The sequence below is a fragment of the Halomonas sp. ND22Bw genome, assembly GCF_003011945.1.
In the GTDB taxonomy this organism is placed as follows: domain Bacteria; phylum Pseudomonadota; class Gammaproteobacteria; order Pseudomonadales; family Halomonadaceae; genus Halomonas; species Halomonas halophila.
The window spans coordinates 327,380-349,841 of record NZ_PXWD01000003.1 but is presented as its reverse complement, the minus strand read 5'-3'; the positions used below and the strand labels follow the sequence as shown (position 1 = coordinate 349,841).

Sequence of the window (22,462 nt, the reverse complement as noted above, 5' to 3'; positions counted from 1 at the left end):
TGTTCGATTCATCGTGCCGCCCTCGCGGGCGGCATAATTCCCCGCTATCGGCAGAATATTCAGCATAGGAACGGTAATGGCGACATCCAGCGGAGGTTCCCGGAAACTGCTGTGGCTACTGGTGGTGCTGGTGGTGATCGCCTCCTCGGCGGCGGCCACGGCCCTGTTCATGGTCATGAGCGGCGACGGGGACGACGGCAAGGCCATGGCTCAGGAGCCCGAGACCATCGAGCACAAGGCCCCGATCTTCGTGGAGATCGAACCCTTCACCGTCAACCTGGCCGACGACGACTACGGGTCACGGCTGCTCTACGCCGGCATCTCGCTCAAGGTTGCCGACGAGCAGAGCCAGGCGCTGCTGACCGAACACATGCCCGAGGTGCGCAGCCGCCTGCTGATGCTGCTCTCCGGCAAGCAGGCCGCCGACCTCGCCTCGCAGGAAGACAAGCGGCGCCTCGCCGAGCAGGTGAAGGCCGCCCTCGAGGCACCGATGGTGGAGCCGCAGCCGGAACTGGCCATCGAGAACGTGCTGTTCACCGAATTCATCGTGCAATGACGCCGGGCCCGTAGCGACCATGTCTCAAGAAGATCTGCTCTCCCAGGACGAAATCGACGCCCTGCTCAAGGGCGTCAGCGGGGACGACGAGCCCGCGGAGGGCCAGGACGGCCAGCCGCAGGTCCGCCCCTTCGATCCGGCCAACCAGCACCGCATCATCCGCGAACGCCTGCATGCTCTGGACATGATCAACGAGCGCTTCGCCCGCTACTTCCGCATGGGCCTGTTCAACCTGATCCGGCGCAGCGCCGACATCACCGTGGATTCGGTGAAGTACCAGAGCTACAGCGACTTCTCGCGCAACGTGCCGGTGCCCACCAACATCAACATGATCGCCATGAAGCCGCTCAAGGGCTCGGCGCTGATCGTGTTTCCGCCGAACCTGGTGTTCATGGTGGTGGACAACCTGTTCGGCGGCGATGGCCGTTTCCTCACCAAGTCCGAGGGGCGCGAGTTCACCAACACCGAACAGCGCATCATCCAGCGCATGCTGCAGCTGGCCATCGAGGCCTACGGCGACTCCTGGAAGTCGGTCTATCCGCTGGACATCAGCTTCCTGCGCAGCGAGATGCAGTCGAAGTTCGCCAACATCACCAATTCGCCCAACGAGATCGTGGTCAACACCAGCTTCAATCTCGAGGTGGGCAACCTGGCCAGCAGCTTCCAGATCTGCATGCCCTACTCGATGATCGAACCGCTGCGCGACCTGCTGACCAACCCGGTCAACGAGGGCCATCAGGATCAGGACGGCAGCTGGTCGAAGCGCATGGCCGGCGAGCTGCGCCAGTCCGAGATCGAGCTGGTGGCCAACTTCGCCGACATCCCCTCCCGCATCTCCCAGGTGCTGGCCCTCAAGGCCGGCGACGTGCTGCCGCTGGAACTGCCCGAGACCGTGACCGCCAGCGTGGACGGCGTGCCGGTGATGGAATGCGAATACGGCAGCCAGCACGAGCAACGTGCCCTGCGGGTGCGTCGACTGTTCGATCACGCGGCGGGCCACGCGCCGTCCAGCGCCTTCGTCAAGGGGGCTCAGCCGACATCCAAGGAAGCCAAGCATGACTGATCCCAACAAGCCCGACGATCAGAACCTCGACGACGAATGGGCGGCCGCCATGTCCGAACAGGAGGGCGATGCCACGCCGAGCGAGGAGGAGGATCCCTGGGCCGCCGCCATGGCCGAGCAGGCCGCCGCCGAGGAAGCCGAGGGTGACGATGCCCCCGCCGCGGACAGCGGCGCCGCAGCGCAGCCGGCCAGCGACAGCGTCTTCCAGCCGCTGGAGGGAGGCCAGGACAAGGCGGTGCCCCGCGATCTCGAGATGATCATGGACATCCCGGTCAAGCTGACCGTGGAGCTGGGTCGCACCAAGCTGACCATCAAGCAGCTGCTGGAGCTCGCCCAGGGTTCCGTGATCGAGCTCGAGGGGCTGGCCGGCGAACCGATGGACATCCTGATCAACGGCTACCTGATCGCCCAGGGCGAGGTGGTGGTGGTGGATGACAAGTACGGCATCCGCATCACCGAGATCATCACGCCCTCCGAGCGCGTCCAGAAGCTGAATCGATGAGCGAGAGCGCATCAGGTGCCGTCGCCGATGGCCTGGGCGGCGGCGAGGCGCTGATCGGCATGGCCACCCTGGGCAAGACGGCCGCCGCGCTGGCGCTGGTGCTGGCGATCATCGTCGCCTGCAGCCTGCTGCTCAGACGGCTCAACGGTGGCGGGCGCGGCCAGGGCCAGCGTCCGCGCCTGGTGGGCAGCACCAGCATCGGCCAGCGCGAGCGGGTGGTGATCGTCGAGGTCGAGGGCACCTGGCTGGTGCTGGGCGTCGGCGGAGGCCAGGTGAACAAGCTCCACGAGCTGCCGGCCCCCGAGTCGCCGGCGACAGCCCCCGCCTCTCCCGCCTTCTCCGAGGACGACGGCTTTGCCGCCCGCTTCGCCAAGGCCCTGCGTCACAACGCCGGGCTGGGCCGACACGACCGGGATCGCCCATGAACCGCTTCGCCACGCGTCACGCCCGCTGGTGGCTGCTGGCCCTGCTGCTGGTGCCGGGTCTGGCCCTGGCCCAGCAGATCCCCGGGCTGATCAGCCAGCCGATGGAGGACGGCGGCCAGCGCTGGTCGCTGTCGCTGCAGACGCTGCTGTTGCTCAGCTCGCTGGCCTTCCTGCCGGCGGCGGTGCTGATGATGACCAGCTTCACCCGCATCATCATCGTGCTGGGCCTGCTGCGCACCGCCATGGGGACCCAGGCCACGCCGCCCAATCAGATCCTGCTGGGCCTGGCGCTGTTCCTGACCTTCTTCATCATGGCCCCGGTGTTCGGCGAGGTGTACGACCAGGCCTGGGTGCCACTGTCCAACGGCAGCATCGCCTTTCCCGAATTCCTGACCCAGGCCCAGGGCCCGTTCCGCGAGTTCATGATGGCCCAGACCCGCGAGCCGGACCTGGCGCTGTTCGCGCGCCTGGCAGACGTCGGGCAGATGCAGGGCCCGGAGGACGTGCCGCTGCGCGTACTGGTGCCGTCCTTCGTGACCAGCGAGCTGAAGACGGCCTTCCAGATCGGCTTCACCATCTTCATCCCCTTCCTGATCATCGACCTGGTGGTGGCCAGCACGCTGATGGGCCTCGGGATGATGATGGTACCGCCGGTCACCATCTCGCTGCCCTTCAAGCTGATGCTGTTCGTGCTGGTCGACGGCTGGCAGCTGATCATCGGCTCGCTGGCGGAAAGCTTCTACGTGTGAGCCCGAGGAGACTGCCATGACCCCCGAGACGGTAATGACCATCGCCTACCAGGGCATGCGCGTGACCCTGCTGCTGGCGGGCCCGCTGCTGCTCACCGCGCTGTTCACCGGCCTGCTGGTCAGCCTGTTCCAGGCCGCCACCCAGATCAACGAGATGACCCTGTCGTTCATCCCCAAGATCCTGGCGGTGTTCGCCGTGCTGGTCCTCGCCGGCCCCTGGCTGCTGGGCCTGATCACCACCTTCACCCGCGAGCTGTTCGGCAACATCCCCAGCATGGTGATGTAGGCCGTCATGGTCGAGATCACGTTCGACCAGCTGCACGGCTGGCTGGTCGCCTTCCTGTGGCCCTTCTGCCGCATCAGCGGGCTGATGCTGACCTCACCGATCTGGGGGCATTCCAGCATGCCGCGCCAGGCCAAGATCGCCCTGGCCGCCTCGCTGACCGTGGTGATGGCGCCGGTGCTGCCGGCGATGCCGAGCGTGCCGCTGTTCTCCTGGGCGGGGCTCGGCATCGTCATCGAGCAGCTGCTGGTCGGCGCCGCCATGGGCCTGGTGATGCGCGTCACCCTGGTGGTGGTGCAGGCCACCGGCGAATTCATCGGCCTGAAGATGGGGCTGGCCTTCGCCACCTTCTTCGACCCGGCCAGCGGCACCAACATGATGGTGCTGTCGCGCTTTCTCTACATGATCACGCTGCTGATGTTCCTGGCCTTCAACGGCCACCTGATGGTGCTCGAGCTGCTGGCCTCGAGCTTCGAGACACTGCCTATCGGCCTGGGGCGCTACGACCCTGCCGCCTTCGAGATGCTGGTCCGCTATGGCGGCACCATCTTCTCCTCCGGCATGCTGCTGGCCATGCCCCTGATCGCATCGCTGATGATCGTCAGCCTGGGGCTTGGCATCCTCAACCGCTCGGCGCCCCAGCTCACCGTGTTCAGCATCGGCTTCCCGGCCTCGCTGACCATGGGCGTGGTGCTGCTGATGGTGCTGATGACCGACCTGGACCGCTTCCTCGAACGCCTTTTCCGTCAGGGCCTCACCTTCCTCGGGGAATTCCTCGACGTCCTGTCACCGCTGGCTAACTGAGCGCGGCATCAAGCACAAGAACCGCCCTGTCGGGAGACAACAGGGCGGGACAAGGGGCCTTGGCCGGCAGGCAAAACGGATCAGAGATACTGGAAGAGCGACATACCCTTCATGTTGGCGAAGGTCTGCTGGGACGCCTGCAGGCCGACCTGACGCAGGCTGTATTCGGAGATCGCCTCGACGTAGTCGAGATCGACCAGATCGGACCGGGTCTGCTCGTAGTTCAGGCTGCGGTTGCTGCTGACGCCATCCACCACGTCCAGCTCGTTGAGACGCGCCCCCATGGAGGCCCGCACCGTCAAAACGGTATCCAGATGGTCGTCCAGGCTGTCCATCTCGGCGCCCAGATCGCCGCTTCCGGACTCCAGCTTGCCAATGGCCGACTCCAACGTGGTGAAGAGTGCGGCATCGTCGCCGTCGGCGCCGAAGATGTCGCCACCGCTGGTACCCACCGGCATCAGGCGAGAAGCATCGATGCGCTGCTCGCGCACCTTGTCGTCTCCTTCATAAGTGACCGTGCCACCGCCCTGAACGAAGGGCGCCTCGTCGTCCTTGTAGCCACCGAACAGATAGTTGCCGTTGCCGTCGGCGGCGTTGGCCTGGCCGAGCAGGGTGTTGTAGACCCCTCTCAACTCATAGGCCACGGACTGCCGGTCCGCCTCGCTGAGGGTGTCGTTGGCGCCCTGGATCAGCAGCGTCTTGGCGCTGGTGATCGAATCGCTGACGCTGTTGAGCACGCTCTCCGACTGTTCGAGGGCCGTTCGTGCACTGACTCGCGAATCGGTGTACTGCTCGGTAATGGCCAGCGACTGACTGACGCCCACGGCCCGAGCGGCCGCCTGGGGATCGTCGGACGGGCTCGTCACCCGGCGACCGCTGGCGATCTGCTGGCTGACGTCGTTGAACTTGGCCTGCTGCTGATTGAGCGAGCCGACGCTCTGATTGAAGATGGTGAGGGTACTGATGCGCATCTCGTGAGACTCTCCCTATCAACCGCGCAGACCGAGCACGGTGTCGAGCACCGAGGTGGCGGTATCGATGACCTTGGCGTTGGCCTGGTAGTACTGCTGGTAACGGATCAGGTTGGCCGCCTCTTCATCCAGGTTGACTCCGGACTCGGACTGCTGGACGGCCTCCAGCTGCTGGCTGAGCCCCTGCTGGGCCTCCAGATTGACCTGGACGATATTGGTTCGGTTGCCGACGTCGCTGACCAGGGAGGCATAGGCCTCGCTCAGCGAGGCCGAACCGCCCACCACGCTCTTCTGCTGAAGATCCTGCAGGGCCAGGGCGTTCTCGTTGTTCCCAGAGCCGCCCCCCGGACCGGCCGCGGCGATCCTGTCGGTATCGCCGATGGCGCTCTCCAGGCCACCCGCGGCACGACGAACCGGCTGGACCACGAAGCGATCGTTGTCGGCCAGGCCGGCAGGATCGTCGAAGCTCAGGGTCAGGCCGCCAAAGCTCAGCTCGCCGCCGGCATAGTCGACGTCGGCGGCCTCCAGTACGGCCCCGGTGTCCTCGCGCACCACCTCGAAGGCCGGCGCCGCGGCGTCGGTGACCCGCACCGTATAGTCGGTGGCCTTGAGCTGATCGATGCTGTCGGCATCGAAGGCCGCCCCGGCGATCTCGGCGATGCCCGTGTTGCGCTCGGCCGAGAAGGCCCGCGGCTCACCGATACTGAAGAACTCGCCGCCCGCGTCGCCGTTCAGGTCGATGCCTTCGGCATGCTGTCGGTTGACCGCCACCGCCAGCGAGACCGCCATCTGGCCGATCTGGTTCTGGGTCTTGTCCAGGGTCTCGGCGCGGAAGTCCATCAGCCCGCCCAGAGTCCCGCCGCTGATGGCGTCCTCGTCCAGGGCTCGGACGTTGCCGCTGGAGTCCGGATAGCCGACCACGGTGCGCTGAGGATCTTCCGGCGAGGCCATGGCTTCCAGCTTGAAGCTGCGATCGCCCATCACCAACGGCTGGCCATTGGGCAGGCTGACGTTGTAGGACTTGCCGTCCTGGATGTTGAGCCGCAGGTCCATGCGCTCGCTGAGCTCGTGGACCAACTGGTCGCGCTGGTTGAGCAGCGCATTGGGCGCCTCGCCCTGCTTGGCACGTGCCAGAGCGATCTCGCGGTTGATCGAGCCCAGCTGCTCGGTGGTGTTGTTGATCTGGGTGACCTCGTCCTCGATCTGGCCGTTGATGCCGTTCTGCATGTCCTGGAGGTAGCCGTCGAAGGAACGGAACTGGGCGCTCAGGGTATCCGCCGAGCCGAGCACGCCCTGGCGGGCGGCCGGGTCGGAAGGCGCGCTGGCCAGGTCCTCCATCGAGGAGAAGAAGTCCTGCATCAGCGGCGAGAGCCCGGCGGCCTCGTCGGCCAGCAGGTTGTCGATCTGCTCCACCTGGGTGCCGTAGGTCTCCAGCGCGCTGGTCTTGCTGGTGGCGTCGTTCAGCTGGTCGGCGACATAGCGGTTGAACTGGCGCTGGATATCGTTGACCTGCACCCCGCCCGTGCCCGTACTGCTTTCCCCCAGCACGGTCACTTCGCGGTTGTAGCCGGGCGTGTAGACGTTGCTGATGTTGTTGCTGGTGGACGCCAGGGCGTTCTGGGCGGCGTTGAGGCCGCTGAGGCCGGTGGAGAAGATGCTCATGACAGATGTTCCCTTGTGCCGATTCTCTGGCTATCGGCCGCAGCGGGCCGGACTTGAGGCCGAATGTCCTTGAGCCGGGGACTGAAACCCCCCGGAAAAATGCCGATCAGCGTGACGCCAGTCGCTGGCCCTCGGGCAGCGGCCCCAGGGTGTCCATGACCGCGATCAGCTTGTCGGCATAGGCCGGGTCGGTGGCATAACCGCCGCGCTGCAGGGCCCGGGCCGCCTGGTCGGGCGTCGCGGCCGAACTGACGCCGGCATAGCGAGGATTGTCGCCGATCAGACGGGCGTAGTCGGTGAACGCTGCCTGGAAGGAGTCATAGACGCGGAAGCGATCGCGCACCGCCTGGCGACGGCCGTCGATCACCTCATGGGTCAGGATCTCGGTGGTCTCGCCCTGCCAGCGGCTGCCGGCCTTGATGCCGAACAGGTTATGGCTGTTGCCGCCGTCGGCGGTAGGAATCTCGCGCCGCCCCCAGCCGGTCTCCAGCGCCGCCTGGGCGAGGATCAGCTCGGCCGGCACGCCGCTCTCGCGGCTGGCCTCACGGGCCGGGCCGGCGAGCCTGGCCAGGAAGGCCTGAACGTGCTCGGGCCGGTCCGCCATCGCGGCCGGATCCGCCACGGCGGACGCCGGCTCATCCATGCCGGTCTGGAGCGCCTCGAGGAAGGAGGTCGGCGCCGATGACGCGTCACCCTCGGCCCGCGTGCCAGCGTCCGGCTCGGCCATCAGCGCATCGGTCAGCGGGCGCGGCGTGCCGCGGGGAATCCCGGCGATCAGCGCCTCGATGTCGCGGTGACCCGAGGCCGAGGCATCGCCCCCACCGACCGAGCCCTCGAGCTGGGCCACCAGCTGGTCGGCCAGCCCCAGGCCACGCTCGGCCACGGTCTGGGACCACTGCTTGTCGAGCATCTCCTGATACATGTCGCCGGCCTGGCTCTGGAGCAGCCCCGAGGTCGGCACCGCCTCGCGCATGCTCTTGACCATCATCTGCACGAACAGGGCCTCAAACTGCTGGGCGGCGCCCTTCAGGCCCTCGCCGGAATCATTGTGCTTGAGGCGCTCCAGGCCCTGGATGTCCAGGGCGAACTGGCCGCGGGCGGTGTCGGGAGCATCCAGGCTCATCAGATGATCTCCAGTTCGGCGCGCAGCGAGCCCGCTTCCTTGAGGGCCTCGAGGATCGACATCAGGTCGTTGGGCGTGGCACCCAGGGAGTTGAGCGCGTCGACCACCTCCATCAGGTCCGCGCCCTCGACGACCTTGAGGGTGCCGGGCTGCTGCTGGATGCTGATCTCGGCATCCTGGGTCACCACGGTCTGGCCGTTGCCGAACGGGTTCGGCTGGCTGACGTCCACGTCGCTGTCGATGACGATCGACAGGTTGCCCTGGGCCACCGCTGCCCGGCGCAGGGTCACCTGGCCGTTGAGCACCACCGACCCGGTCCGCGAGTTGAGTACCACCCGGGCCGGTTCCTCGGTGGGCGTGACCTGGACGTTCTCGACCCGGGCCATGAAATTGACCCGCGCGTTGGGATCGAGCGGGCCGTCCAGGGCGATCACCCGGGCGTTGCGGGCCGAGGCCACGACACGACCGAACTCCTGGTTGATGGCGCTGACCGCCCGCTGGGCGGTGCCGAAGTCGTCGGTCTGGAGCTGCAGCTCGAGCAGTCCGCCGTTGGCGCCTAGGTCGAGGGGCACCTCGCGCTCCACGGTGGCGCCGTTGGCGATGCGCCCCCCGCCCTGCTGGTTGACCTGCACGCTGGAACCGCCGGCCGCCGCCCCCGCACCACCGACCAGCAGGTTGCCCTGGGCCAGGGCGTAGACGCTGCCGTCGGCGCCCTTCAGCGGGGTCATCAGCAGGGTGCCGCCGCGCAGGCTGTCGGCGTTGCCCACCGAGGACACCACCACGTCGAGGTTCTGCCCGGGGCGGGCGAAGGCCGGCATCTCGGCCGTGACCATCACCGCCGCCACGTTGCGCAGCTGCATGTTGGTGCCCGCCGGCACGGTGATGCCGAGCTGGGAGAGCATGTTGGTCAGGCTCTGGCCGGTGAAGGGCGCCTGGGTGGTGCGGTCGCCGGTGCCGTCGAGGCCGACCACCAGGCCATAGCCGACCAGGGCGTTGTCGCGTACGCCGGCGAAGCTGGCCAGCTCCCGCAGTCGCTCGGCCTGGGCCGGCAGCGCCAACAGGATCATCGCCACGAAGGCCAGCCCGGAGGCCAGCCGCGGAAGTGCGCCCAGCGCGCGTCGAGTGCCGGTCATCATGCCACTCTCCTAGAAGGGCGAGACGTTGAGGAAGAAGCGCTGCAGCCAGCCCATGTGCTGCGCCTCGTTGATGTAGCCGTCGCCGACGTACTCGATGCGGGCGTCGGCCACCGAGGTCGAGGGCACGGTGTTCTCGCCGGTGATGTCGCGGGGATTGACCACGCCGCCGAAGCGGATGAACTCGGTGCCCTGGTTGATGGCGATCTGCTTCTCGCCGCGCACCCGCAGGTTGCCGTTGCCCAGCACGTCGATCACGGTCACGGTGATGGTGCCGGTGAAGGAGTTGTTGGCCTGGGAGCCACCGCCGCCCTGGAAGTCGCTCTCCCCGGAGACATCGAAGCCGTACTCCGCCAGGGTATCGAGGGCATCCGGCAGCTGGGCCAGCTCGAGGCTGGACGAGCCGTTGCGGTCGGCGTTCGAGCGGGCGTTCTTGCTGGCGCTGACCTGTTCGTCCAGCACGATGGTCAGGATGTCGCCGATCATCCGCGGACGACGATCCTCGAACAGCGGCTGATAACCGCTGCGCGGCTGGTAGATGGCCCCGTTGGCGCGCGCCATCGGCCGCTCCGGAATCTCGATCCGCTCCTGCTCGCCGACCACCGAGGCGTGGGGAATCTGCGCACAGCCCCCCAGCACCGCCAGTGCCACGACCAGCAGCCAGCGCCATGCACCACCCGCAATCATCCCGCTCATGCCCTCGCCCTCCGGTCCATCACTCGCCTCACAGCTGGGCCAGGCGCGAGAGCATCTCGTCGCTGGTCTGCACGGCCTTGCTGTTGATCTCGTAGGCACGCTGGGTCTGGATCATGCTGACCATTTCCTTGACCACGCTGACGTTGGAGGTCTCGACGTAGTTCTGCATGATGCTGCCGGTGCCGTTCATGCCGGGAATATCCTCGGTGCGCGGCCCGGAGGCGGTGGTCTCGGCATACAGATTGCCGCCGAGGCTCTCCAGCCCGGTGGGATTGACGAAGGTGGAGAGGGTGACCTGGCCGACTTCCTGGAGCTCGCTGTCGCCCGGCACCTTGACCGACACGATGCCATCCTCGCCGATGTTCACCGACAGGGCGTTCGGCGGGATGACGATGCCCGGCTCCAGCGGGTAGCCGTTGGCGGTCACCATCTGGCCGTTCTGGTCCAGCTGGAAGCTGCCGTCACGGGTGTAGGCGGTGGTGCCGTCCGGCATCATCACCTGGAAGAAGCCCCGGCCCTCGATGGCCAGGTCACGGCTGTTGCCGGTCTGCTCGAGCCCGCCCTGGGTGTGCAGGCGCTCGGTGGCCACCGGACGCACGCCGGTACCGACCTGCATGCCCGACGGCAGCCGATCCTGGGCGTTGGTCTGGGCACCGGGCTGGCGCAGGTTCTGATACAGCAGATCCTCGAACACCGCCCGGGACTGCTTGAAGCCGTTGGTGTTGACGTTGGCCAGGTTGTTGGAGATGACGTCCAGCTTGGTCTGCTGGGCCTCCAGGCCGGTCTTGGCCGTCCATAGTGACTTGATCATTCTGATTCCCTCATGTTCGTTCGGCTCAGCTCAGCGAGAGCAGGCTGTTGGCCCGCTGATCGTTCTCGTCGGCGGTGCTCATGACCTTGGTCTGCATCTCGTAACGGCGCGCCACGTCGATCATCGACACCATGGTCTCCACCGGATTGACGTTGCTGCCCTCGAGCGCACCGCTGATCAGCTTGGCATCGTCATCGGCCGGCAGCAGGCCGGGCTGGCCGTCCTGGCCGGGGGCGCGGAAGAGGCCATCGACGCCGCGCTCCAACCCATCGGGCCCCGGCGTGGCCAGCTTGAGGCGACCCACCGGCACCAGGGCGTCGGGCCCCTGGCCGGGGGCGATGGCACTGATCGTGCCGTCGGCGCCCAGCGAGACCTGCGCGCCCAGGGGCACCTGGACGGGGCCGCCCTCGCCGATCACCGGGTGGCCGGCGCTGCGCAGCAGACCGTCGCCATCGACCTGGAGGTCGCCGCGGCGGGTGTAGGCCTCGCTGCCGTCGGGGGCCTGGACGGCGAGCCAGGCATCGCCCTTCATCGCCACGTCCAGGGTGCGGCCGGTGCGGGTCATCGGGCCGGGCGAGGTATCGGCGCCCGGCGTGGATGCCGCCACCGAGGCGCGGGTGTCCAGGCGCCCGTCGCCCTCCACCGGCACCGCGCGCATCGCATGCAGCTGGGCGCGAAAGCCGGTGGTCGAGGCATTGGCCAGGTTGTGGCTGACCACCGCCTGCTGCTCCATGCTCTGGCGCGCGCCGCTCATGGCGGTATAGAGGATGCGATCCATGACTCAGCCTCCCGGGCTTAGCGGCTCAGGTTGATGGCGGCCTGCAGGACCTCGTCCTGGGTGGAGATGGTCTGGGAATTGGCCTGGTAGGCCCGCTGGGTGACGATCATGTCGACCAGCTCGCTGGCCAGGTCCACGTTGGAGGTCTCGATCGCTCCCGAGGTGATGGTGCCTAGCACGCCGGTACCGGCCTCGCCCACCAGCTCCTGGCCCGACGCCGCGGTGGAGCGCCAGGCGTTGTCGCCGACCGCCTCGAGCCCTTCCGGGTTGCGGAAGTTGGCCAGGGCGATCTGGCCGGCCGGTATCGACTGCTCGTTGGCGTAGTTGCGCATCACGGTGCCGTCGTCCTGGATGGAGATGCCCACCAGGGCCCCGGAGGTGTAGCCATCCTGGGTCAGGGAGTTGGTCGCGGAGGTATTGCCGAACTGGGTGGAGCCGGCGATGTTGAGCCCGAACGCCATCGCGCCAGGACCGGCACCGAGCGGTGTGGTGTCATCGTTGGCCACGTCGATGGTCGGCATGTTGTCCAGGGTCGCCGGATTGCCATCGATGGTCGCCAGCTGACCGTTGGTGTCGAAGGTCACCGTGAAGTCATTGGCGGCATTGTAATGCCCTTCCATCGCCACCTTGGCGTTCCAGGTATTGGCCGTCGCGGGGTCCTTCTCGTAGTACACGGTGACGTTGCGTGCATTGCCCAGCGAGTCGTAGACCGAAAAGTTGTTCGAGAAGTGGTAGTCGAGGGTCTGCTCGGTGCCCGCCGGGTCCGTCATGTCGGTCGAGACCGTGGCCTGGCTGAGCCCTTCACCGGCCACCTCTCGCGCATCCAGGTTGAAGGAGGTCGCGACATTGGCCGTCGCACTGGCCGGCATGTCGTCGGCAGGTACCTGCAGCACCTGTGGCTGGCCGCCGGCCTGGACCTCATTCGCGGCATTGAGCCCGTAGCCCATGATCCGTGCGCCCTGGGCATTTTCCAGGTAGCCGTCGGCGGTCATGGACAGCTGACCGTTGCGCGAGTACACCACTTCGCCTTCCTGCTGGAAGCGATAGAAGCCGTCGCCGCTGATCGCCAGATCCAGGTTGCGGCCGGTATTCTCGATATTGCCGTCGCTGAAGTCCTGCAGCACGGCCGAGACCTGGGTACCCAGGCCGGTGGAGCCGGCATAGATATCGGCGAACTGGGCGCCGGAGCTCTTGTAGCCCACGGTCTGGGAGTTGGCGATGTTGTTGCCCAGCACGTCGAGGCTGGAGGAGGCGGCGTTCAGGCCGCTGAGCGCTTGTGAGAAGCCCATGTCGTGTTATCCCTGCGTTATCGAATCATGAAAGGTGCTGAGCCGACCCGCCCCTCGAACCGGCCCCGACGCATCACAGAATCTGCTTGATGTCCCCAAGCCCCACCTGGCCGTAGACGGCGCCGAGGTCGAGCCGGACGTCACCGTCCGGGGACGGCGTGACGCTGTTGACCATGGCGTAGTTGAGCGACTCGACCGACACCGGGCTGTCGCCCTGGCTGGCTTCGACGCGGAACTGGTAGGCACCATCGGCGGCGACCTGGCCGTCGCTGGTCTTGCCGTCCCAGCTGAAGGACTGCACGCCGGCGTCCATGGCCCCCAGGTCATAGGCATTGACCACCTGACCGGCGCCGTTGGTGACGGTCACCTTGACCCGGTCGGCCGGGGCGGCCAGCTCGACGCCCATGGGCGTGGTGGTCACGTCACCCGCATCGTTCTGGTCGAGCAGCACCCGGTTGCCGGGCACCATCACGCCCTGCCCGATCAACGCCGTGGCCTGCAGCGTGCGCCCGGCGTCGATCTGGCTGGTGATCTCGGACAGCGAGTCGTTGAGCTTCTCGATGCCGCTGACGGTGTTGATCTGCGCCAGCTGGGAGGTCATCTCCTCGTTCTTCATCGGATCCATCGGATCCTGGTTCTGTAGCTGGGTCACCAGCATGGTCATGAAGTTGTTGCGCAGCTCGTCGGACTGGGCAGACGTCAGCCCCGAGCCGCCGCCGGCCCGGTTCGCCCCGGAGGCGCCGCCATTGAGGCCGTTGAGCACGCCGGAATCGATGGTGGATGCCATGGGATCAGCCCTCGCCCAGGGTCAGGGTCTTGAGCATCAACTGCTTGTTGGTGTTCATGACCTCGACGTTGGCCTGATAGGAACGGGAGGCGGAGATCATGTTGGCCATCTCCGCCACGGGATCGACGTTGGGCAGGCTCACGTAGCCCTGCTCGTCGGCCAGCGGGTGCTCGGGGCGATACTCCTGGCGCAGCGGCGCCGGATCCTCGACCACCTCGCGCACCCCGACGCCGCCCACGCCACGGCGTGAGGCGGCCTGGCTCTCGAACATCACCTGCTTGGCGCGGTAAGCCTCGCCGTCGGGGCCGGCCACGCTGTCGGCGTTCGCCAGGTTGCTGGCGGTGACGTTCATGCGCTGCGACTGGGCGCTCATCGCCGAGCCGGAGATATCGAACACGGAAAACATCGACATGCCACCGCTCCTTATTCGGGTTGCATGGCCTTCTTGAGGCCCTGGATACGACTGTTGAGGAGCGTCAGGGAGGCCTGATAGCGCACCGAGTTGTCCGCGAAGGCGGTGCGTTCGCGGTCCATGTCGACGGTGTTGCCGTCGAGGCTCGGCTGGTCCGGCACCCGATAGAGCAGCTCCCCGCGCGGCGACGGCATGCCCTGGCCGGCCAGATGGCCGCCGTCGGTGCGCGCGAGCGACAATCCGCCGCCCGCACCGGCACCGCCCTGGCGTGTCGCCCTGGCCAGTTCGGCACCGAAGTCCATGTCGCGGGCCTTGTAACCCGGGGTATCGGCGTTGGCGATGTTGCTGGCCAGCACCTTCTGTCGCTCATGGCGCAGGCTCAGCGCCTGCTGGGAGAAGTTGAGGGAGGCTTCGAGCTGATCGATCATCCGGCACGCTCCGGAAAAGGAAATTCGTCGACGATGGAGAATAGCCACGGTGCTGTCAGCCCAAAGGATCGAACAGCCCTCGATAGCCGGGCCATTTCACGGCATCCCCCATCGAGGCGAGCGCTAGACTGCCGTCAGGAACTTCCTCCGAGCGTGCCCATGTCCCGATTGATCCGCCGCTGCCTGCTACCGCTGTTGCTGCTGGCCGCCCTTCCGGCGTCGGCGGAGGACACGGCGATGCTCGATGCCGTGCGCGCCTTCCTGACCGCCGAGGCCGCCCCGCTGGGCGACGAAGTCAGCGTGACGCTCTACCCGCCCGCCGCGCACTTCCCGACCTGCCGCCAGCCGACGCCGTTTCTCTCCGACACCTCACGGCCGCCCTTGGGGCGCCTCTCGGTAGGAGTGCGCTGCGCCGGCGAGGATCGCCGGACGCGCTACCTGCAGGCCGAGGTCAGCGTGATCGGCCACTACCCGGTCACCGCCCGTGCCATCGAGGCCGGGACCCGGCTGACGCGGAACGATCTGGAGGAACGACGGGGAGAGCTCGAGCGGCTGCCACGCCGGGCGCTGCGCTCCATCGAGGCGATCGTCGGCCAGGAGGCTCGCCGTTCGCTGGCGGCGGGACGGGCGATCCAGTCCCACCAGGTGCGGGCACCGCGGCTGGTCGAGCGCGGCGCGAGCGTGATCCTGGAGGCCGGCGGCCAGGGCTTTCGCGTCACCCGCCAGGCCGAGGCGCTCGGTGCCGGCGGTCGCGGGGAGCGTATCCGAGTGCGGCTGGACGACCGCCGCATCCTCGAGGGGCGCATCATCGGTCGCAATCGCCTGGCCGTGGAGGGCTGACCCGGGCTGGCCGTTACCCCCGGCCGGGCATTAAAGTGTCGGCTTCGAGTGCCGATAGCTCGAATAACGCACCGCTCACGAGGCCTTTCACCGTGAAAGTCGACAATCACCATCCCCTGCGCCCCGGACAGGTCGAGTCACGCGACACGACGCGCCAGACCCGGGAAACACCCGCGGCGGGGCAGGACGCCCCGGAACCTGCCACCTCGACGCACCTGCGCCAGGGCGCCACCGACCCGAGCCGTGACATCGACGCCGCCCGGGTCAACGAGCTGCGCGAAGCCATTCGCGACGGCCAGCTGGAGATCAAGCCGGAACGCATCGCCGATGGTCTGCTCGCCAGCGTTCAGGATCTGCTGGCCGACGAGGGCGACGCTCAGTGAGCCTGCAGCGACTCCTCGACGGCCAGGCCGAGCGCCTGGCACGCCTGGGCCAGCTACTCGAGGAAGAGCAGGCGCTGCTGGTGGTCGGCGAGATCGACGGCCGGCGCCTCAATGCCCTGGCCGAGGAAAAGACCGCCGTCCAGCAGGACCTGGAGGACACCGAAGTCATCCGCGCCCGGGTTCAGCGCCAGCTGGGCTATGCCGAGGGCACCGAGGGCGCCCGCCAGGCCGCCGCCGACGCCGGCTGTCTCGACGGCTGGCAGGCCATGCTGAACCAGGCACGCCACATCGCCCGGCTCAACGAGCGCAACGGACGCCTGCTGGAACTGCGTATGCGCCACAACCAGCAGATGCTCGACTACATCCACCGCCTCGCCGACCCCGACACCTACTCCGCCGACGGCCGCACCGGCCTCCAGTCGCGCCGCCTCGACGCCCGGGCCTGAAACGAGCCGTTCGTCTCAGGCCGTCGTCGGGCGCGCCTCCCACCAACCCGCCAGGTCGGCCGGCGCCTGGGGCGTGCCCAGCAGGTTACCTTGCCCCAGCGATACCCCCAGCGCACGCGCGGCCTCCAGCTGGGCCGGTGTCTCGATGCCGATCAGCACGACCTCCACACCGAGTGCCTGAAAGCAGCGCAGCAAGGCCTCGAGCACGCCACCCCGCTCCAGCGAGTCGATCATCCTGGGATTCAGCTTGATCCGCGATATCGGCAGCGTCGACAGACGCGGTAGATCCAGCGGCGCGGCGCCGATATCGTTGGCCACCAGGCCGACGCCGAGACGTTCCAGACGCCGCAGCAGATGGGTCTGGCTGGCGGCATGCTCGATCAGCCCCTGCTGCCCCAACTCGAGGGACAGCCAGCCACGCTCCAGCCCCTGCTGCCTGAGGAAGAGATCCAGCGGACGACGATCGAACACCGCCTGATCGAGCAGGTCGTCGTCGACGTTCACCGCGACGTCGAGCTCGGCCAGCGGCGAGCCCTCGGCCTGCCAGGCGGCATGCTGGGCGATCACCGTGGCGATCACCCAACGATCCAGACGCACCTGTTCGCCCAGTTCGGCCACCACCGGCAGGAAGTCGGCAGGCAACAGCGGCCCCAGGGTCGGATGATGCCAGCGCAGCAGCGCCTCCAGCCCCAGGCAGCGACCGCTGTCCAGTGCGATCAGCGGCTGGTAGAGCAGTCGGAAATGCGCTTCCGGATTCAGCAGCGCGTCCTGCAGCCGCTGACGAAACGCCAGCTGCGCGTCCAGGTGGTGGCGCAGGGCTTCATCGAAGAAGGCGTGCCCCGAGGGCCCGGCACGTTCCAGTGCCGTCTCGGCACTGCTCAGCAGCTGCAAGGGCAGCTCCCCGTCCTCGGGATAGATGGCGACCCCGGCGGAGAGGGTCAGCAGGGTCGGGTGCGTCTCCTGACGGAAGGGCGGCTCCATGGCCTCGAGGCAGCGCATGACCGTGGCCTGGAGCCCGCCGGGCGTGAGCGGCGGCTCGATCAGCACACCCCAGCAGCCGGGCCGCAGCTTGACGAGGCTGTCCTCGCGGCGCAGGGTGCGGGCGAGACGCTGCTCGACACGACCGGCCAGCGCCTCGAACGCCGCAGCGCCCAGCGTCTCGCGCAGCGCCGCATGGCCGTCGAGCCGCAGCATGATCAGCCCGACACACCCTTCGGTGCGATCGGCACGCTCCAGGGCATGCTCCAGACGGTCCTCGAACAGCCAGACGTTCGGCAGGCGCACGGGCAGCCTCTGCCAGGCGCCGGGCTCCAGGGCGGCGGAGGATTCCCCGGGGTCGATGACGCTCAGCAGGCGCAGCCGATCGCCCTGCTCCCGCTCCACCGGGGTCGCGCTCACCAGCACCAGATGGCCATCGTCCTGGGGATCGGCGGCGAGGCGCGCCGGCTCCCAGCCCTCTTCCAGCGCAACCCATTCGTCATGACGGTCGTGCAGGAAACCGGAGTAGCGGATCAGGCCATCGACCGGACGCCCCATCAGCTCTTCTTCGTCGAGCTCGAGCAACGCCCGGAAACCGGCGTTGGCCCACCGGACCCGGCCCGCGTCATCCACCAGCACCAGCCCGAACGGCGCCTGCTCGACGACCAGACGCGACAGGGGAGCGGGCAGAGACTGCACCCGTGCCTGCTTGCCGTTGCCCTGTGTATTTTCCCCGCCACCGTCGCCCGCCATCGCGCCCGTCCCGTAAGTATCTATTTGCGTCACGCCATCGGATGTCGGCCGTGGCCGGGCGTTCTTGAGCATTTCATCGGCGCAGACCACCGTATCGCGGCACTCCTGGGCTCGCCCGAGAGCCCTCGACGCTTCCAGTCTCCAGTGTAACAACGGTTCGTGACCTGCTCGTCGCGAAAAGCACCGCGAAAAGCCGACATCTTGGCGATATCTCAAGAAATGAGACGCCTTCTCGCTGCGTGTCGAGCGACCGGCGCCACCCGGCACGCCAGCGTCGCGCCCTCCCCCGTGAGCGCGCGCCGCTTGCCTTCGACAGACCGCTTCCCCAGACTCGTTTCCCCTGCCATCACCGCGGTTCATGCCATGAGCGCCTCCTACAACCTCACCCTGGTCGCCCTCTCCTTCGGTGTCGCCGCCATCGCCTCACTGACCGCCCTCGATCTGGCCGGCCGTGTCCGCGCCAGCACCGGCGCCCTCGGCCATGCCTGGCTGGCCGGTGGCGCCTTCGCCATGGGCACCGGCATCTGGGCGATGCACTTCATCGGCATGCTGGCCATGGAGATGGCCGCGACGGTGGGCTACGACGTCCCCATGACCGTGCTCTCGCTGATGGCGGCGATTCTCTCCGCCGCACTCGCCCTGGGCGTCGTCCATACCGGCCGGCTGAGTCGCCGACGCCTGGGTCTCGGTGCCCTGGTCATGGGACTCGGCATCTGCCTGATGCACTACCTGGGCATGGAGGCCATGGAGATCCAGGGAGCGCTGCGCTATCGGCCGACCCTGTTCCTGCTCTCGCTGGCCATCGCCGTGTCGGCGGCGGGCCTGGCCCTGTGGCTCGCCTTCCACCTCAACCCGGCCGCCGACCGCCAACCGCCGCTCTGGCAGAAGGGCCTGGCCGCGCTGGTCATGGCCGTGGGCATTTCCGGCATGCACTACACCGGCATGGCGGCGGCCCTTTATCCCGAGGGCGGCATGCCGGCGGCGAGCGGCGGCCTGTCGCCCCACCAGCTCGCCGTCACCGTGGCCCTGGTCTCGACCTGCATCATGGTATCCGCGCTGCTGATCTCGCTGTTCGACGCTCACCTGTCATCGCGCAACGCCCGGCTCGCCGACTCGCTGCGCGAGGCCAACCGGGAGCTCAAGGGCATGGTCTATCGCGATGCGCTGACCCAGCTGCCCAACCGGCTGCTGCTCGAGGAGCGCCTGGACGCCCTGCTCGCCGCCCCGCCTTCGATGTTCGCGGTGTTCTTCGTCGACCTCGACCGCTTCAAGCAGATCAACGACTCGCTGGGCCACCATGTCGGCGACGCGCTGATCCAGCAGGCGGCCAGCCGACTGCAGGCCGCGGTGCGCGACATCGACACCGTGGCCCGGGTCGGCGGCGACGAGTTCATGGTGCTGCTGGAGAGCGAAGTGACGCCTGACGTGGCCGCCGCCCTGGCCCGACGCCTGGTCAGCACCCTGGACAAGCCCTTCCAGATCGAGCACAGCGTGGTGAAGGCCTCGACCAGCGTCGGCATCAGCCTCTATCCCGACCATGGCGGCGACAAGCACGCGCTGATGATCCACGCCGACGCGGCCATGTACGACGCCAAGCAGAGAGGCCGCAACACCTTCCAGTTCTTCGAGCCGGACATGACCTCGCACGCCGAGCGGCGCAGCCACCTGGAACGCCGGCTGCGCCGAGCGATCGAGGAAGGCGACCTGAGCCTGGCCTATCAGCCCAAGGTCGATGTCGACTCGGGCCGCATCACCGGCGTGGAGGCGCTGCTGCGCTGGCACGACGCGGAACTCGGCACGGTGACGCCCGACGAGATCATACCGCTGGCCGAGGATACCGGGCTGATCCAGCCGCTCGGCGAATGGGTGCTGCGCACCGCCTGTCGCTACGCCCGGAAATGGGCCGACGAGCACCGCCAGGCCCTCGACATGGCGGTCAATATCTCCGCCGTGCAGCTCAACGACCGCCACTTCGTCGACAGGGTCAAGCGCGTGCTGGCTGACACGGGCCTGCCCCCTTGCCACCTCGAGCTCGAACTGACCGAGAGCACGCTGATCCGGGATCCCGACCACGCCCTGGAGGTCCTCAACGCGCTGCGCGAGCTGGGCGTGATGCTGTCCATCGACGACTTCGGCACCGGCTATTCGAACATGGCCCAGCTGCGTCGCTTCCCCATCGATCGCCTGAAGATCGACCGCACCTTCCTGGCCGAGGCGGTCACCAACCCACAGGACATGGCGATCGTGACCGCCGTGATCGCCCTGGCCCGCAGCCTCGACCTGCGAGTGGTCGCCGAGGGCATCGAGAGCGAGGAGCAGCTGGCGCTCATCCGCCAGCTGCAGAGCCACGAGTACCAGGGGTTCCTGTGCAGCCAGGCCTTGCCGGGCGATGCGCTCGCGTCCTTCCTCGCCGACCGCCCGCAGTTCGACGAGCCTCGGCCGGCCACCTCGGCCTGAATCGCCGCTCTACCCCAGCGCCTTGACGATCAGCTGCACGCCGACGAGCGCCATGGCCAATACCACCAGCCGGTAGAAGAGCCGCTCGTCCACCCGATGCTGCAGCCACAGACCGCTGCGAACCCCGGCCCAGGCCACCGGCACCAGCAGCAGCGAGGCGCCGATGCTGGTCGGATTGATCTCGCCGAGCACCAGATAGGGCGGCAGCTTCATCAGGTTGACGGCGGCGAACGCCAGGGTGGTGGTGGCGATGAAGGTCATCTTGGGCAGATGGCGCGGCACCAGATAGAGGTTCATCGGCGGCGCCCCGGCATGGGCGATGAAGCTGGTGATGCCGGTGGCGATCGCCGCCGGCCAGGCCCAGAAGGCGCGGATCGGCCGCGACGCGGCGGGCCTGGCGATCATGTAGGCGACGAACAGCAGCGAGATCACGCCGAGCAGCAGGCGCACGTGATCCTCGTCCAGTCGCCCCGCCACCAGGGTCGCCGCCGCCACGCCGATGGCGAGTCCCGGCAGCAGCCGCCTGACCTCGGCCATGTCCCGGTGTCGCCACCAGGCCTTCACCGCCAGCGCATCCATCACCAGCAGCAGCGGCAGCAGCAATCCCGCCGCCTCGATGGGGCCGATGGCCAGCGCCATTAGCGGCACCGAGAGGGTGCCGAAGCCGCCGGCGAACCCGCCCTTGGACACGCCGGTGAGATAGGTGGAAAGCACGATCAGCGTCCAGGCGAGCCAGGAGTAGTCGGGCAGGGTCATGTGCGCATCCTTGTGCCCCGCCGTCTGCGGGTTACCGTTGCAGTGAGCCTGGCGGAGAGCATACCGGGGCGAACAGGCGTCTTTCACCTCGCGCGGCAGGCAAAGGGGGTGTGGATAACGAGGCGCTGTGGAAAACGGTGGGACGTCGGGTGACGCAAACGAGAAAGGGCCCACGGATGACCGTGGGCCCTTCTGAGATCCTGTGGCGCGCCCTAAAGGATTCGAACCTTTGACCTTCGCCTCCGGAGGGCGACGCTCTATCCAGCTGAGCTAAGGGCGCGCGAGGCCCGATGGCTATCGCTATCAGGCGAGCGACATCCTACCGTGCCGCCCAGGCACTGTCCAGCCGCGATGGCCGAGTGCGGCCGGCCCTGTTCGCCGTACAGTTGACCGGCGACATTTTCCGGGCGGGGGACTGTCGCTATACTGCGCCCATCACGCCGCCGTCCGTGATCCGCCAACAAGACCGTCAATGAAGAGGTGGTGAGAGTGAATGCCAGCAAGCTGATACCGATGGGCCTGCTTTTCCTCGGCCTCATGGCCGCCTCCACGGCCCACGCCCAGCAGGAGGCGGATCACGAGGCCATCGCCGAGCGCCTGGCCCCGGTCGGACAACTGTGCCTGGAAGGCGAGGACTGCGGCACCGCCATGGCCTCGGCCGACGCCGGAGGCGCGAGCACCGCCGGCGACGCGATCGACGGCGAGGGCATCTACGGCAGCATCTGCATGGCCTGCCACGAGACCGGCGCCGCCGGCTCGCCGGTCCGCGGCGACGAGGCCGCCTGGGCCGAACGCACCGAAAAGGGCTTCGCGACCCTGCTCGATCATGCCATCAACGGCTTCAACGCCATGCCGGCCCGCGGCGGCAACCCCAACCTCTCCGACGCGGAGGTCCGCGCCGCGGTCGCTCATCTGGTCGAGCCGGTGATGGACGTGCCGGCCACGGACGAATCCGCCGCCGATGCCGGCGACACCGCGGCCGCCGAGGGTGACGGCGAGGGCGAGGGCGAGAGCACCGCCACGGAAGCGACCACCGGCGACGACACCGCCGCGGCCGAGGACGGCCCGGACGGCGAGGCGCTCTATGCCAGCGCGCCTTGTGCGGCCTGCCATGCCAGCGGCGTCGCCGGCGCTCCGGTACTCGGCGATGCCGAGGCCTGGGGGCCGCGCATCGACAAGGGCATCGAGACCCTCTACGCCAACGCCATCAACGGCATCGGCACCATGCCGCCCAAGGGCGGGGCCGGCCTGCCCGACGCGGAGATCAAGGCCATCGTCGACTACATGGTCAGCGAGGCACAGTAACGCTCGCGCCAGTCCGGCGCCGCCGGAAACGCCGTCAACACAAAGCGGGGCGCCCAGTGGCGCCCCGCTTTG

Annotated in this window: 25 protein-coding genes and 1 tRNA gene; 12 read left to right on the top strand and 14 right to left on the bottom strand. The window is 67.9% G+C overall.

Annotated features, from left to right (window positions below; genetic code table 11):
• Positions 1–76: 76 nt before the first annotated feature.
• The 7 genes from fliL to fliR are packed head-to-tail and all read left to right on the top strand — an operon-like array spanning position 77 to position 4,382.
• Entirely contained in the window at positions 77–556 is a 480-nt protein-coding gene (gene fliL, locus CVH10_RS06700; RefSeq protein ID WP_106488172.1) for a flagellar basal body-associated protein FliL, read from the top strand.
• A 19-nt stretch (positions 557–575) separates the two neighbouring features.
• On the top strand, positions 576–1,619 hold the full coding sequence (fliM, locus tag CVH10_RS06695; protein WP_106488171.1) for a flagellar motor switch protein FliM: 1,044 nt from the start codon (positions 576–578) through the stop codon (positions 1,617–1,619).
• Positions 1,612–2,121, top strand: a complete 510-nt coding sequence (fliN, locus tag CVH10_RS06690; RefSeq protein WP_106488170.1) for a flagellar motor switch protein FliN — start codon at positions 1,612–1,614, stop codon at positions 2,119–2,121. The genes fliM and fliN overlap by 8 nt, the downstream gene beginning before the upstream one ends.
• Complete coding sequence (gene fliO / locus CVH10_RS06685; RefSeq protein ID WP_035594298.1) at positions 2,118–2,546, top strand: flagellar biosynthetic protein FliO; 429 nt, start codon at positions 2,118–2,120, stop codon at positions 2,544–2,546. The genes fliN and fliO overlap by 4 nt, the downstream gene beginning before the upstream one ends.
• A complete protein-coding gene (gene fliP, locus CVH10_RS06680; protein ID WP_035594300.1) occupies positions 2,543–3,295 on the top strand; it encodes a flagellar type III secretion system pore protein FliP in 753 nt (250 codons plus the stop codon). Before fliO ends, fliP begins: the two co-directional genes overlap by 4 nt.
• Before the next feature lie 16 nt (positions 3,296–3,311).
• The gene (gene fliQ, locus CVH10_RS06675; RefSeq protein WP_035594301.1) at positions 3,312–3,581 is read left to right on the top strand and encodes a flagellar biosynthesis protein FliQ; all 270 of its coding nucleotides are present in this window, start codon (positions 3,312–3,314) and stop codon (positions 3,579–3,581) included.
• Positions 3,582–3,587: 6 nt separating this feature from the next.
• Entirely contained in the window at positions 3,588–4,382 is a 795-nt protein-coding gene (fliR, locus tag CVH10_RS06670; protein WP_106488169.1) for a flagellar biosynthetic protein FliR, read from the top strand.
• Between the two features lie 80 nt (positions 4,383–4,462).
• On the opposite strand, the gene flgL is transcribed toward fliR, so the two are convergent.
• The 11 genes from flgL to flgB form a co-directional block, all read right to left on the bottom strand.
• On the bottom strand, positions 4,463–5,353 hold the full coding sequence (gene flgL / locus CVH10_RS06665; RefSeq protein ID WP_106488168.1) for a flagellar hook-associated protein FlgL: 891 nt from the start codon (positions 5,351–5,353) through the stop codon (positions 4,463–4,465).
• Positions 5,354–5,371: 18 nt separating this feature from the next.
• Positions 5,372–7,015 (bottom strand): flagellar hook-associated protein FlgK, encoded by a 1,644-nt coding sequence (gene flgK, locus CVH10_RS06660; RefSeq protein ID WP_106488167.1) that lies wholly within the window; start codon positions 7,013–7,015, stop codon positions 5,372–5,374.
• Positions 7,016–7,121: 106 nt separating this feature from the next.
• Complete coding sequence (gene flgJ / locus CVH10_RS06655) at positions 7,122–8,138, bottom strand: flagellar assembly peptidoglycan hydrolase FlgJ (RefSeq protein ID WP_106488166.1); 1,017 nt, start codon at positions 8,136–8,138, stop codon at positions 7,122–7,124.
• The gene (locus CVH10_RS06650; RefSeq protein ID WP_106488212.1) at positions 8,138–9,205 is read right to left on the bottom strand and encodes a flagellar basal body P-ring protein FlgI; all 1,068 of its coding nucleotides are present in this window, start codon (positions 9,203–9,205) and stop codon (positions 8,138–8,140) included. The genes flgJ and CVH10_RS06650 overlap by 1 nt, the downstream gene beginning before the upstream one ends.
• 78 nt (positions 9,206–9,283) lie before the next feature.
• Positions 9,284–9,958, bottom strand: coding sequence for a flagellar basal body L-ring protein FlgH (locus CVH10_RS06645; protein WP_181244367.1), 675 nt, complete (start codon positions 9,956–9,958; stop codon positions 9,284–9,286).
• A 37-nt stretch (positions 9,959–9,995) separates the two neighbouring features.
• Positions 9,996–10,778, bottom strand: coding sequence for a flagellar basal-body rod protein FlgG (flgG, locus tag CVH10_RS06640; protein WP_035594307.1), 783 nt, complete (start codon positions 10,776–10,778; stop codon positions 9,996–9,998).
• Positions 10,779–10,803: 25 nt separating this feature from the next.
• A complete protein-coding gene (locus CVH10_RS06635; protein ID WP_035594310.1) occupies positions 10,804–11,556 on the bottom strand; it encodes a flagellar basal body rod protein FlgF in 753 nt (250 codons plus the stop codon).
• 17 nt (positions 11,557–11,573) lie between these two features.
• On the bottom strand, positions 11,574–12,845 hold the full coding sequence (gene flgE, locus CVH10_RS06630; RefSeq protein WP_106488164.1) for a flagellar hook protein FlgE: 1,272 nt from the start codon (positions 12,843–12,845) through the stop codon (positions 11,574–11,576).
• Between the two features lie 73 nt (positions 12,846–12,918).
• Positions 12,919–13,632 (bottom strand): flagellar hook assembly protein FlgD, encoded by a 714-nt coding sequence (flgD, locus tag CVH10_RS06625; RefSeq protein ID WP_035594314.1) that lies wholly within the window; start codon positions 13,630–13,632, stop codon positions 12,919–12,921.
• Positions 13,633–13,636: 4 nt separating this feature from the next.
• Complete coding sequence (gene flgC / locus CVH10_RS06620) at positions 13,637–14,044, bottom strand: flagellar basal body rod protein FlgC (protein WP_035594316.1); 408 nt, start codon at positions 14,042–14,044, stop codon at positions 13,637–13,639.
• 11 nt (positions 14,045–14,055) lie between these two features.
• Positions 14,056–14,472 (bottom strand): flagellar basal body rod protein FlgB, encoded by a 417-nt coding sequence (gene flgB, locus CVH10_RS06615; RefSeq protein WP_035594319.1) that lies wholly within the window; start codon positions 14,470–14,472, stop codon positions 14,056–14,058.
• A 159-nt stretch (positions 14,473–14,631) separates the two neighbouring features.
• Between flgB and flgA the strand changes: the two genes are divergently transcribed.
• The 3 genes from flgA to CVH10_RS06600 all read left to right on the top strand — a co-directional run bounded on the left by flgA (position 14,632) and on the right by CVH10_RS06600 (position 16,141).
• Complete coding sequence (flgA, locus tag CVH10_RS06610; RefSeq protein WP_035594321.1) at positions 14,632–15,312, top strand: flagellar basal body P-ring formation chaperone FlgA; 681 nt, start codon at positions 14,632–14,634, stop codon at positions 15,310–15,312.
• Positions 15,313–15,404: 92 nt separating this feature from the next.
• On the top strand, positions 15,405–15,695 hold the full coding sequence (flgM, locus tag CVH10_RS06605) for a flagellar biosynthesis anti-sigma factor FlgM (RefSeq protein ID WP_106488163.1): 291 nt from the start codon (positions 15,405–15,407) through the stop codon (positions 15,693–15,695).
• Positions 15,692–16,141: a flagella synthesis protein FlgN gene (locus tag CVH10_RS06600; protein ID WP_106488162.1), complete on the top strand. Its 450-nt coding sequence runs from the start codon at positions 15,692–15,694 to the stop codon at positions 16,139–16,141. Before flgM ends, CVH10_RS06600 begins: the two co-directional genes overlap by 4 nt.
• 15 nt (positions 16,142–16,156) lie before the next feature.
• Here CVH10_RS06600 and CVH10_RS06595 read toward each other — a convergent pair whose 3' ends face one another.
• Complete coding sequence (locus tag CVH10_RS06595) at positions 16,157–17,872, bottom strand: EAL domain-containing protein (RefSeq protein WP_181244362.1); 1,716 nt, start codon at positions 17,870–17,872, stop codon at positions 16,157–16,159.
• A 363-nt stretch (positions 17,873–18,235) separates the two neighbouring features.
• Between CVH10_RS06595 and CVH10_RS06590 the strand changes: the two genes are divergently transcribed.
• Entirely contained in the window at positions 18,236–20,329 is a 2,094-nt protein-coding gene (locus CVH10_RS06590) for a bifunctional diguanylate cyclase/phosphodiesterase (RefSeq protein ID WP_106488160.1), read from the top strand.
• Positions 20,330–20,338: 9 nt separating this feature from the next.
• On the opposite strand, the gene CVH10_RS06585 is transcribed toward CVH10_RS06590, so the two are convergent.
• Positions 20,339–21,085, bottom strand: a complete 747-nt coding sequence (locus CVH10_RS06585; RefSeq protein ID WP_106488159.1) for a sulfite exporter TauE/SafE family protein — start codon at positions 21,083–21,085, stop codon at positions 20,339–20,341.
• A gap of 203 nt (positions 21,086–21,288) precedes the next feature.
• Positions 21,289–21,365, bottom strand: a tRNA-Arg gene (locus CVH10_RS06580).
• Positions 21,366–21,574: 209 nt separating this feature from the next.
• Between CVH10_RS06580 and CVH10_RS06575 the strand changes: the two genes are divergently transcribed.
• Complete coding sequence (locus CVH10_RS06575; protein ID WP_106488158.1) at positions 21,575–22,390, top strand: cytochrome c5 family protein; 816 nt, start codon at positions 21,575–21,577, stop codon at positions 22,388–22,390.
• Positions 22,391–22,462: the final 72 nt, after the last annotated feature.

Coding starts and splice junctions, on each gene's coding strand:
- CVH10_RS06595 (WP_181244362.1), bottom strand. CDS start 17,872: ATGGCGGGCGACGGTGGCGGGGAAAATACACAGGGCAACGGCAAGCAG.
- flgG (WP_035594307.1), bottom strand. CDS start 10,778: ATGATCAAGTCACTATGGACGGCCAAGACCGGCCTGGAGGCCCAGCAG.
- flgD (WP_035594314.1), bottom strand. CDS start 13,632: ATGGCATCCACCATCGATTCCGGCGTGCTCAACGGCCTCAATGGCGGC.
- fliL (WP_106488172.1), top strand. CDS start 77: ATGGCGACATCCAGCGGAGGTTCCCGGAAACTGCTGTGGCTACTGGTG.
- flgL (WP_106488168.1), bottom strand. CDS start 5,353: ATGCGCATCAGTACCCTCACCATCTTCAATCAGAGCGTCGGCTCGCTC.
- fliQ (WP_035594301.1), top strand. CDS start 3,312: ATGACCCCCGAGACGGTAATGACCATCGCCTACCAGGGCATGCGCGTG.
- flgB (WP_035594319.1), bottom strand. CDS start 14,472: ATGATCGATCAGCTCGAAGCCTCCCTCAACTTCTCCCAGCAGGCGCTG.
- fliO (WP_035594298.1), top strand. CDS start 2,118: ATGAGCGAGAGCGCATCAGGTGCCGTCGCCGATGGCCTGGGCGGCGGC.
- flgK (WP_106488167.1), bottom strand. CDS start 7,015: ATGAGCATCTTCTCCACCGGCCTCAGCGGCCTCAACGCCGCCCAGAAC.
- flgE (WP_106488164.1), bottom strand. CDS start 12,845: ATGGGCTTCTCACAAGCGCTCAGCGGCCTGAACGCCGCCTCCTCCAGC.
- CVH10_RS06635 (WP_035594310.1), bottom strand. CDS start 11,556: ATGGATCGCATCCTCTATACCGCCATGAGCGGCGCGCGCCAGAGCATG.
- fliR (WP_106488169.1), top strand. CDS start 3,588: ATGGTCGAGATCACGTTCGACCAGCTGCACGGCTGGCTGGTCGCCTTC.
- CVH10_RS06645 (WP_181244367.1), bottom strand. CDS start 9,958: ATGATTGCGGGTGGTGCATGGCGCTGGCTGCTGGTCGTGGCACTGGCG.
- CVH10_RS06590 (WP_106488160.1), top strand. CDS start 18,236: ATGAGCGCCTCCTACAACCTCACCCTGGTCGCCCTCTCCTTCGGTGTC.
- fliN (WP_106488170.1), top strand. CDS start 1,612: ATGACTGATCCCAACAAGCCCGACGATCAGAACCTCGACGACGAATGG.
- fliP (WP_035594300.1), top strand. CDS start 2,543: ATGAACCGCTTCGCCACGCGTCACGCCCGCTGGTGGCTGCTGGCCCTG.
- CVH10_RS06585 (WP_106488159.1), bottom strand. CDS start 21,085: ATGACCCTGCCCGACTACTCCTGGCTCGCCTGGACGCTGATCGTGCTT.
- flgC (WP_035594316.1), bottom strand. CDS start 14,044: ATGTCGATGTTTTCCGTGTTCGATATCTCCGGCTCGGCGATGAGCGCC.
- fliM (WP_106488171.1), top strand. CDS start 576: ATGTCTCAAGAAGATCTGCTCTCCCAGGACGAAATCGACGCCCTGCTC.
- flgJ (WP_106488166.1), bottom strand. CDS start 8,138: ATGAGCCTGGATGCTCCCGACACCGCCCGCGGCCAGTTCGCCCTGGAC.
- flgA (WP_035594321.1), top strand. CDS start 14,632: ATGTCCCGATTGATCCGCCGCTGCCTGCTACCGCTGTTGCTGCTGGCC.
- CVH10_RS06650 (WP_106488212.1), bottom strand. CDS start 9,205: ATGATCCTGTTGGCGCTGCCGGCCCAGGCCGAGCGACTGCGGGAGCTG.